At 65.6% G+C, this 12778-nt stretch carries 10 protein-coding genes; 7 read left to right on the top strand and 3 right to left on the bottom strand.

Annotated elements, in window-relative coordinates:
• The first annotated feature begins 67 nt into the window (after nt 1-67).
• The 3 genes from AC1IN8_RS13320 (at nt 68) to AC1IN8_RS13330 (ending at nt 3735) form a co-directional block, all read left to right on the top strand.
• Entirely contained in the window at nt 68-2233 is a 2166-nt protein-coding gene (locus tag AC1IN8_RS13320) for an AsmA family protein (RefSeq protein ID WP_479759105.1), read from the top strand.
• 175 nt (nt 2234-2408) lie between these two features.
• Nucleotides 2409-2945, top strand: a complete 537-nt coding sequence (locus tag AC1IN8_RS13325) for a GNAT family N-acetyltransferase (RefSeq protein ID WP_479759106.1) — start codon at nt 2409-2411, stop codon at nt 2943-2945.
• A gap of 55 nt (nt 2946-3000) precedes the next feature.
• Nucleotides 3001-3735 (top strand): SDR family oxidoreductase, encoded by a 735-nt coding sequence (locus AC1IN8_RS13330; RefSeq protein WP_265435138.1) that lies wholly within the window; start codon nt 3001-3003, stop codon nt 3733-3735.
• A gap of 72 nt (nt 3736-3807) precedes the next feature.
• Here AC1IN8_RS13330 and glnE read toward each other — a convergent pair whose 3' ends face one another.
• The 3 genes from glnE to AC1IN8_RS13345 all read right to left on the bottom strand — a co-directional run bounded on the left by glnE (nt 3808) and on the right by AC1IN8_RS13345 (nt 8868).
• The gene (glnE, locus tag AC1IN8_RS13335; protein ID WP_479759108.1) at nt 3808-6702 is read right to left on the bottom strand and encodes a bifunctional [glutamate--ammonia ligase]-adenylyl-L-tyrosine phosphorylase/[glutamate--ammonia-ligase] adenylyltransferase; all 2895 of its coding nucleotides are present in this window, start codon (nt 6700-6702) and stop codon (nt 3808-3810) included.
• 138 nt (nt 6703-6840) lie between these two features.
• Complete coding sequence (locus AC1IN8_RS13340; RefSeq protein ID WP_454010590.1) at nt 6841-7281, bottom strand: GNAT family N-acetyltransferase; 441 nt, start codon at nt 7279-7281, stop codon at nt 6841-6843.
• Nucleotides 7282-7617: 336 nt separating this feature from the next.
• Nucleotides 7618-8868, bottom strand: a complete 1251-nt coding sequence (locus AC1IN8_RS13345; protein ID WP_139433997.1) for a methyl-accepting chemotaxis protein — start codon at nt 8866-8868, stop codon at nt 7618-7620.
• A 32-nt stretch (nt 8869-8900) separates the two neighbouring features.
• Here AC1IN8_RS13345 and AC1IN8_RS13350 point away from each other — a divergent pair, with 32 nt between their 5' ends.
• From AC1IN8_RS13350 to hemE, 4 genes are all read left to right on the top strand, one after another.
• Nucleotides 8901-9722 (top strand): potassium channel family protein, encoded by an 822-nt coding sequence (locus AC1IN8_RS13350; RefSeq protein ID WP_479759111.1) that lies wholly within the window; start codon nt 8901-8903, stop codon nt 9720-9722.
• 154 nt (nt 9723-9876) lie between these two features.
• Nucleotides 9877-10482 carry a TIGR04211 family SH3 domain-containing protein gene (locus tag AC1IN8_RS13355; protein WP_139433999.1) on the top strand — a complete coding sequence of 202 codons (606 nt, stop codon included), beginning with the start codon at nt 9877-9879 and terminating at the stop codon, nt 10480-10482.
• Between the two features lie 170 nt (nt 10483-10652).
• Nucleotides 10653-11435, top strand: a complete 783-nt coding sequence (nudC, locus tag AC1IN8_RS13360; protein ID WP_479759113.1) for an NAD(+) diphosphatase — start codon at nt 10653-10655, stop codon at nt 11433-11435.
• 136 nt (nt 11436-11571) lie between these two features.
• Entirely contained in the window at nt 11572-12639 is a 1068-nt protein-coding gene (hemE, locus tag AC1IN8_RS13365; RefSeq protein WP_139434001.1) for a uroporphyrinogen decarboxylase, read from the top strand.
• Nucleotides 12640-12778: the final 139 nt, after the last annotated feature.

Consider the following 12778-nt stretch of genomic DNA (forward strand, 5'->3'; position numbering starts at 1 on the left):
CCGGTACAGCCTGCGCCGCGCCCCCGGTGGTATAGTCAGCCACAGGATCTGCATTGAGGAGTTCGTCGTGAAGAAGATCATCTACATACTGCTGGGGTTGGCGCTGGCGGCCGTGGTGGCCATCGCCGCCCTGGTGTCTCTGGTTGACCCCAATCAGTTCAAGCCTCAGCTGGCGGAACAGGTGCGCAAGAGCACGGGCCGCGAGCTGGTGATGGAGGGGGATATCGGCTGGCGCTTCTGGCCGAGCCTCGGCCTCTCTCTCGAGAAGGTGCAACTTCGCAACCCCGCGGGCTTTGCCGAGCCCGACCTGCTGCGCTTCGCGCAGGGTGACGCCTCTGTCGCCCTGCTGCCGCTGCTCTCCCACCGGCTGGAGATTGGCAAGGTGACCCTGAGCGGCGCCCATCTCTTTATCCAGACCAGGGCCGACGGCAGCTCCAACCTGAGCGGTCTGGTCAAGACAGCCACCGCCGACAAGGGCGATGGCGCTCAATCCCCTGCCGGCGATGGTCAGCCCGCCGCCCCTGCCGCCAGTGAAGAACAACCCTGGCAGATCAGCCTGCAAGGGGTGGCATTGGTCGAGGCCAGCGCCCTGGTGCGGGACGATCGCAGCGGCGCCGTCTCCCGTCTCGACCGGCTGGATCTCGATCTGGGTCAGTTGACCCCGGGGGAGTGGGTGCCGGTGACCCTGGCCGCCAAGGGGGCGCAAGGGGATCTGGCATTTGATCTCAAGGGAGAGGCCCAGCTCAAACCGGCCCAGGAGGCAATGAAGAGCGAGCTCAAGGATCTCAGCCTCAGCGGTAGCCTGAGCCAGCCATCGCAGCGGCTCGATGCCTTCACCCTCAAGGCCGATCGGCTGGCGCTGGGGCAGTGGAGCAGCCTGACCCTAAACCTGAGCGGCGCCCAGGGGGCGGCGGACAAGCCGACCCTGGCCGGTACCCTGGAGGGGACCCTCAAGGCGCGGCTCGACGAGAAGCGGCAACTGCTGGAGGTGTCGGATGCCGTGCTGGCCGCCAGGCTCAGCGGTGATGCCCTGCCGCGCCCGCAGATGAACCTCAAGCTGGCGGGCTTTGCCCGCGCCGAGCTCGACAAGCAGAGCGTCACCCTGAGCAACCTGGTGATGGGGGCGGACGATGCCCTGCTCAGCGGCAATGGCACTGTGCATCTGGGGGCCGTGCCCAAGGTGGAGTTCGACCTCAAGGGGGAAAAACTCGACCTCGACAGCTGGCTCGGTCAGTCAGCCAGGGCGGCGCCCGCTGCGGCCACCTCGGGGGCGGCTGCACCGGCCGGAACAAAGGCGCAGGCCGCGGCTCCCGCCACCAGGGCGCTCTCCACCATGGAGCCCGACCTCGCCGCCCTCAAGGCGGTGGACCTGGCCGGTCGGCTGCAACTGGGCAGCCTGAGGGTGAAGGGGCTGGATCTCGGCGCCGTCGACCTGCAGCTCGCCCTGGCCGGCGGGCAGCTAACGCTCAAGCAGTTCAGCGCCGGGGTGGCCGGTGGTCAGGTGACGGCGAGCGGCGTGCTCGATGCCCGTCAGCAACCCGCCCGCTATCAGGTGCACAAGCGGATACAGGGGGTGGATATTCGCCCCCTGCTGCAGACCCTGGCCCAGAACGATCGACTGGAAGGCAAGGGAGATCTCGAGGTGCAGGTGCAGGGCACAGGCCTCTCCGAGCAGGCCCTGCGCAGCCAGATGCAGGGCAAGGCGAGCCTCAGGCTGAGGGACGGTGCCCTGCACGGCATCAACCTGGCCGAGATGATCCGCGAGGCGCGGGCCACCCTGACCGGCAAGGGGGCGGATCAGGTGAAGGAGGCGCGCAAGACCGACTTCAGCGCCCTGACCGCCAGCTTCCAGATCGCCAATGGCGTGGCGCGCAGCGACGACATCCAGCTGCTCGCCCCCGCCCTGCGGGTGAAGGGCCAGGGCCAGACAGCCCTGGTGCCCGAGACCCTCGACTTCCTGTTCCTCACCTCAGTGGTGGAGAGCAGCAAGGGGCAGGGGGGCAAGAGCGTGGACGAGCTCAAGGACGTCACCATACCGGTGCGCATCGGCGGTCACTGGCAGTCACCCAGCTACCGGCTCGACGTGAAGGAGTTGCTCGGCAACAACAAGCTGCTGGAGGAGAAGGCCCGCAAGGAGGCCGAGCGCGGCCTCAAGAAGTTGCTGGGAGACAAGGGCGACGACGAGCAGATCAAGGGGGTGGCGGATCAGCTGCTCAAGGGCCTGTTCAAATAGCCTGGACCTTTCGTCTTATCGCCATGCAGAGCCCGCCCAGTGCGGGCTCTGTGCGTGTGGCTCTGCGCTCGGGCAAGGAGGCGGGACTCGACGCCGCCTGCGTCGGTAGTGAAAGAGAGGGGTGTTTGGGCCGGACAAAGATGGTATCACTGTGGTTTTACCAAGGAGCAGATGAATGAGTCGCAGTGAAATCGCAAGAGAGATATCCCATCCGGACTGGCCGCTGGTCTGGCAGATCTACGGCAGCAGCTTTCCCCGCTACGAACAGCGCCAGCCGCAGCATCAGCAGCTCAAGATGGGAGACTCCCGCTTTCACTGCCAGCTCTTTTATCAGGGCGAGCAGCTGCTCGGCTTTATCTTCTGGTGGGACTGCGGCGAGCAGATCTACATCGAGCATCTGGCCATCAACCCGGCCCTGCGCGGCCAGAACCACGGCTCCCGCCTGCTGGCGGCATTCTGCCGGGAGGCCGGGCGCCCCGTCATCCTGGAGATAGATCCGCCAGAGGACGAGATCGCCATCCGCCGGCTGCGCTTCTATCAGGGGCTGGGTTTTTGCCTGAGCGATCATGACCACGTGCACCCGCCCTATCAGCCGGACCATCAAGGCCATGCGCTGCGGGTGCTTAGCTATCCGGCCCCGCTCGATGAGCAGGGGTACCGGTACTTCAACCGGGTGCTGGTGGAGACCGTGATGGATCACGGCCCGGCCTGACACGGCCGCCATCCATCTCGCAGTAGTTCAATCCGCGACACGACCAGGAGGGTCCATGCACAAACGGGTGCTGATCACAGGTGGCAGCAGGGGGATAGGGGCGGCGACGGCCCGTTATCTGGCGGGGCAGGGCTATCATCTGTGCCTCAACTATCGTCATGACAAGGCCAGTGCCGAGGCGCTGGTGGCCGAAATCCGGGCCCGGTATCCGGTCTCCTGCATAGCAGTGCAGGCGGATGTCGGGGTGGAGGCCGAGGTGGTGCGCCTGTTCGAGGAGATGGACACCCGGCTCGGGGTGATCACCCATCTGGTGAACAACGCGGGTATACTCCAGCCCCAGATGAAGGTGCTGGAGATGAGTGCCGAGCGCATCAACAAGACCCTGACCACCAATGTGACCGGCTATTTTCTCTGCTGCCGGGAGGCGGTGCGCCGCATGACGAGCGGGGGCGCCATCGTCAACGTCTCCTCCGCCGCCGCGCGCCTGGGCTCCCCCGGGGAGTATGTGGACTACGCCGCCTCCAAGGGGGCTATAGACGTGCTGACCAGGGGCTTGTCCCTGGAGGTGGCGGCCCAGGGGATCCGGGTCAACGGGGTGCGCCCGGGCTTTATCTATACCGAGATGCACGGGGACGGCGGCGAACCCGGTCGGGTGGACAGGATCAAGGGCAATATTCCGCTGCAACGGGGCGGTCAGCCGGTGGAGGTGGCCGCAGCCATCGCCTGGCTGCTGTCGGACGAAGCCTCCTATGCCACCGGCACCTTTATCGATCTGGCCGGGGGGCGCTAGGGGCGGAGTCACGCTCTCCCGACAGCAACAAGGGGCGCCATGGCGCCCCTTGTTGTCGATGCGGCGAGAGCCTTACTCCCCCAGCAGCTGTTGCCAGACCGCCAGCACATGGCCCCGCTCGGTCAGCAGCTGATCGTCTCCCACCTTGCGGGAAACCTCGGAGAGGTTGAGGCGATGGCCAAGGTTGCGGATCTCCAGATAGGCGTGTTTGAGCCCCTCCGCCTGCTCCAGGGTCAATACCCCCGCCATCACGCACTCGTCGAAGATGCGCACGTTGTCCGACCAGCGAGTCAGGGCCTCGGGCTCGCCGCAGGCGTGGGCCAGCACCAGGTACTGGGCGATGAACTCTATGTCCACCATGCCGCCCGGGGACTGCTTGAGATCGAACTCCCCCTCGCCAGCCTTGAGCAGGTGATCCCGCATCTTGTGGCGCATCTCCCGCACCTCGCGGGCCAGGGTCGGCAGGTCGCGATCCTTGGCCAGCACGTCGCGGCGGATGCGGGCAAATTCGGCGACCACGGCATCATCGCCATAGATGGGGCGCGCCCGCACCAGGGCCTGATGCTCCCAGGTCCAGGCTTCCTGCTGCTGGTACTGCTCGTAGGCGGCGAGGGAGGAGACCAGCAGGCCGGCGTCGCCGGAGGGGCGCAGCCGCATGTCGATCTCGTAGAGGATCCCGGACGGGGTGCGGGTGCTGAACAGGTGCAGGATCCGCTGGGCCAGGCGCAGGTAGAACTGGCGGCTGTCGATGGGCTTGCGCCCGTCGGTGTAACTGTTGGGGTCGCCGCCGTGCAGGAACACCAGGTCGAGATCCGAGCCGTAGCCGAGCTCGATGCCGCCGAGCTTGCCGTAGGCCACCACGGCGAAGCCGCGCTGACCGCTCAGCGCCACCTCGGGGGGCACGCCGTAGCGCTCGCTCATCTGGGTCCAGGCCTGATTGACCACCTCTTCGGTGATGGCCTCCGCCAGCCAGGTGAGGTGGTCGCTCACCTTCATCAGCGGCAGGGCGCCGGCGATGTCGGCGGCGACGATGCGCAGCAGCTGCACCTGCTTGAACTGGCGCAGCGCCTCCATCTGCTGCTCCACGTCCTCTTCGGGGATGCGCAGCAGGAACTGGCGCAGCTGGGGCTTGTACTGATCCAGCGGGGTGGGGTGGTAGAGGTGCTGGGGATCCAGCAGCTCGTCCAGCAAGATGGGGTAGCGGGCGAGCTGCTCGCTCACCAGGTTGCTCTCGTCGCACAGGCGCACCAGCTGGCGCAGGGCGGCGGGGTTCTCCGCCAGCAGTTGCAGATAGGCGCTGCGGGTGAAGATGCGGGTCAGCAGGGTGCAGACCCGCTCGAACAGGCGGGCGGGCTCACGGCTCGCCACCACCAGTCGCAGCAGCTCGGGCATCAGCCAGTCCAGGGCGATGCGCCCCTGGGGCCCGACCTGGCGGCGCTTGTACTCCTCCTTGAAGCGCAGCAGGGCGGCGCAGAGCGGAACCGGATCGCTCACCCCCTGGGTGGTGAGCAGCTTCTCCAGCTCGGCGGCATCGAGCTCGGTGCGCCAGAGATCGAGCCAGAGCTGCTCCAGGTGGGCGGGGGCCTCCTTCTCTTCCCCCACCACGGCGACGAACTCCTGATGGACTATGGCCATCTCCTCGTCGAGGTGCGTCATGAAGCGCTCCCAGTCGGCGAACCCGGTGGCGGCGATCAGTCGCTGGCGATCCCGCTCCTCGGTGGGCAGGGTCTGGGTCTGCTGATCGCCGATCTCCTGCAAGATGTTCTCGACCCGGCGCAGGAAGCGGTAAGCCTGGAGCAGGCGCGCGCAGCGCTCCCCGTCGAGGGCGCCGCTCTGGGCTATGGCCGCCAGGGCCTCGGGCAGGTGGCGCACCCGCAGGGCGGGCTCGCGGCCGCCACGAATGAGCTGCAGCGCCTGGGCGATGAACTCCACCTCGCGGATGCCGCCGGCCCCCAGCTTGATATTGCCCTCCAGCCCCTTGCGGCGCACCTCGGCGGCGATCATCGCCTTCATCTGACGCAGGCCGTCGATGACGCCGAAGTCGATGTAGCGGCGGAACACGAAGGGGCGCAGCAGCTCGGTGAGGGCCTGGGCGTGTTCGCACTGGGGCCCCAGCACCCGCGCCTTGACCATGGCGTAGCGCTCCCAGTTGCGGCCATGGTGCTGGTAGTAGTCCTCCATGGCGGCAAACGAGATCGCGAGCGGCCCCGCCTCGCCGAAAGGACGCAGCCGCATGTCGACCCGAAATACCTGACCATCCTGGGTGGGCTGGTGCAGGGCGTTGATCAGGCGCTGCCCCAGCTTGATGAAGAACTGCTGGTTCGCGAGCTCCCGCCGCCCGCCGACCGTGTAGCCGTTGTCGGGGAAGGTGAAGATGAGGTCTATGTCCGAGGAGAAATTCAGCTCGCCGCCACCGAGCTTGCCCATGCCGAGGATGAGCAGCGGCTGGGGGTCGCCGTTGCCGTCCATGGGGGTGCCGAGCTCGGCACACTGCCTGGCGTAGAGCCAGTCCCGGGCGCCGCAGATCAGCGCGTCCGCGAGCCTGGTGAGATGGACAAAGCTCTCTTCGACCTCTGACTCCCCCAGCAGCTCGCGCCAGGCGATCACCAGCATGCGGCTGCGCCTGAACTGGCGCAGCACGCGCTTGAGCGCCTCCTCGTCATGGACTTCGGCGAGCAGGGCCGCGAGATCGCCCTCGTAGGCGGGCCAGCGCTCGGACAGAGCCAGATCCCCGGCGGCCAGGGTCTGCGCCAGCAGCTCGGGCTGCTTGATGAGGGAGTCGGCGACGAAATCGGAGAGACCAAACAGGGTCAGCAGGGTCTGCTGCTCCATCGCTGGCAAATTGCCATAGTCGGGGGCCAGCGCCAGCAGCCGCTGCCACTGGCGCCCGGCCTGATCCTGCAGCAGGGGGGGCAGAGTGGAGAGGGATGCCGGTGATGGGGGAAGTGAAGAGGAATGCTGGGCCACGGTTGCCGTCCTTGTGATTAACGGGTCTGCAGAGGGAATGAAAACACCGGCAGCCAATCTAGCATTGTCCCGTGCCCGCGTCACAGCCCGGGAGAGAGAAGCATGAGCCGGCGGGGAAAATGGGCCGCCGGCGCGGGCTCAGGGGCGTTGATAGATCTCGGGGTCGTACTTTTCCATCAGGCTGCCGGGGGTGCGGGGCGGCGCGAAGCCAAAACCGGCATAGAGGCCCTGGGCATCCGAGGTGGCCAGCATGAGGCGGCGCAGCCCCTGCAAGGCGGGATGGTCGACAATGGCCGCCATCAACGCCTTGCTATGGCCGCGACCGCGATGCTCGGGCAGCACGAAGACGTCGGAGAGATAGCCGAAGGTGGCCCGGTCTGTGATGACCCGGGCGAAGGCCACCTGCTGACCGTCGACATAGCCGCCGAAGCAGAGGGAATGATTGATGGCCCGCTGCACGGTGGAGAGGGGAATGCCGAGGCTCCAGTAGGCCTCCTCGGACAGGAAACGGTGAATGAGCGGGACATCGAGGCGTCCCTTGTCGTCGCTGATCTCCAGTGGGGATGGGGTGTGCTGCATCCTGGCTCCTTGCCGTGTCATGAGATGAAAAAAGGCCCCTCGCGGGGCCTTCCAGTTTACTCAAATCACGACCTCAGGCCAGCTTGAAGGCCTGGATATGATTGTCCAGCGTCTGGCGTGGTCGGTCACTCTTTCCGACACCTTGCTGTGATAGCAATAAGAAAGGCCCCTGACGGGGCCCTTGTGCGTACCAGGTTGATGCCATCAGGCCAGCTTGAAGGCCTGGATATGGGTATCCAGCGTCTGGCTGTGGTCCGTCTCTCTTTCCGACACCTTGCTGTGATAGCAATAAGAAAGGCCCCTGACGGGGCCCTTGTGCGTACCAGATTGATGCCATCAGGCCAGCTTGAAGGCCTGAATGTGGGTATCCAGCGTCTGGCTGTGGTGCTCCACCAGTTCGGAGGCATCTTTCAGCTCCCGCAGTACCACCACGGAGCCTTCCACCACCTGCTTGACCTGCTCCAGGTTGGCGTTCATCTCTTCGGCCACCGAGCTCTGCTGCTCGGAGGCGGCGGCGATCTGGCGGTTCATGTCGGCCACCCCCTGTACCCGCTGCACTATGGTGGCGAGCTGATCGCCGGCCTGGGTCACCTGCTCCACCCCCTTGTCCGCCTGCTGCACGCTCTCGGCCATCAGGCCGACGGCCTGGCGGGCATTGCCCTGCAACTGCTCGATCATCTTCTGGATCTCGACGGTGGCGGCCTGGGCCCGATTCGCGAGTTCGCGCACCTCGGAGGCGACCACGGCGAAGCCGCGCCCCGCCTCGCCGGCGCGGGCGGCCTCGATGGCGGCGTTCAGGGCCAGCAGGTTGGTCTGCTCCGAGATGCTGCGGATGGTGTCCACCACCGAGCCGATGCGATCGACCCCGTGTTCCACCTCGTTGACCACGGCGGAGGAGCGCTGGATGTTGCCGGAGAGGGTGTCTATGGTGCTGACGGTGGCGGCCACGCAGCGGCTCCCCTCCTCGGCCAGGGCGCTGGCGTCGGCGGTGGCGTGGGAGGCTTGCTCCGCATGGTTGGCCACCTCGCGAATGGCGCCCACCATCTGGCTCATGGCGCTGGCGAGCTGCTCTATCTGGGTGAACTCCTCGTTGATCGCCTCGTTGGCCTCATCCATGCAAAGCGTCACCTGGGAGGCGATGTCGTTGAGCTCCTTGCAGGCGGCGCGCTGGGTGCCGAACACCTCCTTGAGGTTCTCCTGGGAGTGGGCGACCGCCTTGGCGATGTCGCCGAACTCGTCCCGGGACTTGAGCAGCACGCTGTGGCTGAGATCCTTGCGGGCGAAGCGCTCCAGCAGGCCCACCAGATAGTGCACCTGCTTGACCATGAGACGGGAGCCGGTCAGCAGCAGCACCACGAAGACGACCCCCATCAGCGCCGTCTCCATCAGACCGGTCCAGAGCAGGCGATCGGCAATGGCATTGGCCTTGGTGGCATCTATGCCCTCGCCGAGCAGGGTGGCTTCCAGGTTGCTGGCATCGAACCAGAGCTTGGCCAGCAGCAGCAGCGTGCTGAACACCATGAGCAGCACCACTTTGGGCACCAGTCGGATGTTGCTCATTCGCCTCTCCAGCGAGTTTAACTGCATAATCTTTCTCCTTCTTAATGGCCGGTTTTCCTTTGTCCTCAGGACTATCGGCATTATCTTCCTTTTTATTAATTCGCACCGTGCCTAAAGTAGGAAATTGTATGCGACATCACTTAACTCACCTGCGCGCCATGGATCTGCTGATGGCGTTTCTGTCGGTGATCTCCGTTTGCCTGGTCTGTGCCCGCTGGTGGGGTCACCGCGAGTGGAGCCCGCAGACCCTGCAACTCTTCTATGACGTCGACAGCCTGATCTGCTATTTCTTCCTCGCCCACTTCGCCTACGGCTGGGTGAGGGCCCCGGATCGCATGGCCTTCTTCAAATCCAACTGGTTCTATCTGCCGGGCAGCCTGCCCATGGTGGAGCAGCTGCGCTGGGCGCGGCTCATCCAGCTGTGGCGGGTCTATCAGCTGCTGCGAGACAGGCCGGACCTGCTGGGCATGTTTCGCCGGGAGCGCAACGAGACAACCCTCTCCGGCATTCTGTTCCTCTTCTTCCTGCTGCTGGGGGTGGGCTCCGGCGTCATGTACTGGCTGGAGACGGGCCAGCCAGGGAGCCTGATCCAGACCCCCTACGATGCCTTCTGGTGGACGCTGGTGACACTCTCTACCGTGGGCTACGGGGATCTGGTGCCCAGGACGGAGGAGGGACGCTTCGTCGCCAGCCTGCTCATCCTGTTCGGTGTGGGCCTGTTTGGTGCCCTCAGCGGTTTCATGGCCAGCCTGTTCGTGCATCCCGGCAAGACCAACGACGACACCACACTGTGGCGGCGCCAGCAGAGCGAGCAGCAGGCGCAACTGCTGCAGGAGCTGAGGGCCCTGCGCGCCGAGGTGAAGGCACTGCAACAGAAGTAGCCTGCGGCGTCTGGAATGGTCGCGTGGCAAACGGGGGAAGCCGTGAGGCGCCTCTCAGTCAGGGGGGGCGCCGCTTTTCTTTGCTTGTCCTTTGACCCGCTGGCGGCTTAACATTCGGCCTGCAACCTAATTCAACGAAGAGAATCGATCGACCATGCGCGCCCTTCTCGGGATCTTGATCTGCTTGTGTGCCCAACAGGTACTGGCCGATACCCGTTATGTCTCAGACAACATCTTTACCTATATCCACAACGGTCCTGGCACCCAGTACCGGATCCTCGGCAGCGTCAAGGCCGGTGAACCGCTGGAGGTCAAGGCGGTGAACAACGACGCCGGTTTCACCCAGGTGGTGGACGGCCGTGGTCGTGAAGGCTGGATCAAGAACAGCGAACTGCAGGGGGAGATCAGCCTGCGCGAGCGTCTGCCCCAGGTTCAGAAAGAGCTGGATGAGGCCAAGGCCCGTCTGCTGAACCTCAATGGCGACAACGAGCGTCGTTTCGCCGAGAAGGATGGCCAGATCACCGAGCAGAGCAAGGAGATCGCCAGCCTGAAGGCCCAGCTCGCCAGCCAGAGCACAGAGATGAGCAGCCTCAAGGAGCAGAACGACGCCCTGACCCAGAGCTATGACAACCAGGAGCACGACATGCAGATGGACTGGTTCATCCGCGGTGGTGCCATGGTGCTCGGGGGCATACTGCTCGGCATACTGCTCCCCATGCTGCCGCGTCGCCGCAAGAGCAGCGAGCGCTGGATGAACTGATCGCCCTGGCGGTCGCAACGAGAAAGGTCGCCATGGCGACCTTTTTTCATGGGCGCGCACCGGGGCGGATTCTTGACCCGGTCGGGGGTCGCCAGGGGGCCTCTGCGGCCGTAAGATGAGCCGAACTATCCCGTGCCCTGCGCACCCTTCTCAACAAGAGCCTTCAACATATGTCATCAACCGAACAGGCCCGCTGGTTCGTGCTGGGGGGCGATCACCTCGTCCTGCTGGATGAACGGGGGCAGATCCCCCAGGGCCCCAAGGCCAGCCTGCCCGCCCATCTGCACGCCGCCCATTTCGAGGCTTTCGACGAGTGGGACGGACAGCCCTGCCTGCTGCTGGATCTGGGACCGGATGCCGAGATCGCCTCTCTGGCGGGGCTGCGCCAGCTGATGGTGGCGGGGGACGAAGAGGGTTTTCGCCTCGCCGGACGCGCCTGGCAGCTCGCCACCTTCCGTCGCACCCATCGCTTCTGCGGCGAATGCGGCGCCCCCATGACCCCCAAGGCGGGGGAGTGGGCACAGGTGTGCCGGCATGGTCACGTCGTCTACCCGCGCATCTCCCCCTGCATCATAGTGGCGGTGCGCAAGGGCCCGGCGATCCTGCTGGCGGCCCATCGCCGTCACTATCAGGCGGAGGATCCCATGTATACCGTGCTGGCGGGCTTCGTGGAGGCGGGGGAGAACCTGGAGCAGTGCGTGGCGCGGGAGGTGTTCGAGGAGAGCGGCATCCGGGTGCGCAATGTGCGCTATGTGGCGAGCCAGCCCTGGCCCTTCCCCCACAGCCTGATGATGGGTTTCACCGCCGACTACCAGAGCGGCGAGATCAAGGTGCAGGACGACGAGCTGGTGGCCGCCGGTTTCTTCGAGGCGGACCGGCTGCCACGCTTGCCCCCCCACGGCACCATAGCGCGGCGGCTGATCGAGCAGAGCCTCGCGGCAGAGAGGCCCTGAAAAGCGGGGCCCTGGTTTGCGCCCCCTCACATCTTTGCACTCCGGCGACCCAGCGGCGCGTTTGTGCCGCCCTTAGCCTTGCACAAAGTGGTATCATATCCGCCATTTTATGCTGGATATGAACTCAGGAACTGGGATGAAAGAGCTGAAGAACGATCGATACCTGCGTGCCCTGCTGCGCCAGGATGTGGACATGACCCCGGTGTGGATGATGCGTCAGGCTGGCCGCTACCTGCCGGAATACAAGGCGACCCGCGCCGTCGCGGGGGACTTCATGTCCCTGTGCCGCAACGCCGAGCTGGCCTGTGAAGTCACCCTGCAGCCCCTGCGCCGCTATCCCCTCGATGCCGCCATCCTCTTCTCCGACATCCTGACCGTGCCCGACGCCATGGGGCTTGGCCTCTACTTCGAGCACGGGGAAGGGCCGCGCTTCGAGCGCCCCATCACCTCCATGGCGGACGTGCAGGCACTGCCCATCCCGGATCCGGAAGACGAGCTCGGCTACGTGATGAACGCGGTGCGCACCATTCGCCGCGAGCTCAAGGGCGAGGTGCCGCTCATCGGCTTCTCCGGCAGCCCCTGGACCCTGGCCACCTACATGGTGGAGGGGGGCAGCTCCAAGGCGTTCACCAAGATCAAGCAGATGATGTATGCAGAGCCGCAGACCCTGCACCTGCTGCTGGACAAGCTGGCGGACAGCGTGATCGCCTATCTCAACGCCCAGATCAGGGCCGGTGCCCAGTCCGTCATGGTGTTCGACACCTGGGGCGGCGTGCTGACCCCCCGCGATTACCGCGACTTCTCCCTGCAGTACATGCACAAGATCGTCGATGGCCTGATCCGTGAGAATGAGGGGCGCCGCGTGCCGGTGACCCTGTTCACCAAGAACGGCGGCCAGTGGCTGGAGCAGATCGCCGCCACCGGCTGCGACGCCCTTGGTCTGGACTGGACTACCGACATTGCCGACGCCAAGCGCCGGGTCGGTGACAAGGTGGCGCTGCAGGGCAACATGGATCCCTCCATGCTCTACGCCGCGCCTGGGCGCATCCGCGAAGAGGTCGCCACCATATTGGCGGGCTTTGGCAGCGGCAACGGCCACGTCTTCAACCTGGGCCACGGCATCCATCAGGATGTGGACCCGGAGCACGCCGGGGTATTTGTGAACGCGGTGCACGAGCTGTCGGCTCAGTACCACGGCCGCTGAGCGCGGCAGACAGCACGATGAGAACGGGGCCTGCGGGCCCCGTTTTGCTGCCCGGCCTCGCGGGGGCTGCATCCTGGTCACCGCTCGGGTTACACTGCACCACCACTGAACAGGGTTGCGGACAGGATGGGCGAGTGCA

It is taken from the genome of Aeromonas sp. 130281, assembly GCF_056642115.1.

Coding starts and splice junctions, on each gene's coding strand:
- AC1IN8_RS13325 (WP_479759106.1), top strand. CDS start 2,409: ATGAGTCGCAGTGAAATCGCAAGAGAGATATCCCATCCGGACTGGCCG.
- AC1IN8_RS13330 (WP_265435138.1), top strand. CDS start 3,001: ATGCACAAACGGGTGCTGATCACAGGTGGCAGCAGGGGGATAGGGGCG.
- AC1IN8_RS13340 (WP_454010590.1), bottom strand. CDS start 7,281: ATGCAGCACACCCCATCCCCACTGGAGATCAGCGACGACAAGGGACGC.
- AC1IN8_RS13345 (WP_139433997.1), bottom strand. CDS start 8,868: ATGCAGTTAAACTCGCTGGAGAGGCGAATGAGCAACATCCGACTGGTG.
- AC1IN8_RS13355 (WP_139433999.1), top strand. CDS start 9,877: ATGCGCGCCCTTCTCGGGATCTTGATCTGCTTGTGTGCCCAACAGGTA.
- nudC (WP_479759113.1), top strand. CDS start 10,653: ATGTCATCAACCGAACAGGCCCGCTGGTTCGTGCTGGGGGGCGATCAC.
- hemE (WP_139434001.1), top strand. CDS start 11,572: ATGAAAGAGCTGAAGAACGATCGATACCTGCGTGCCCTGCTGCGCCAG.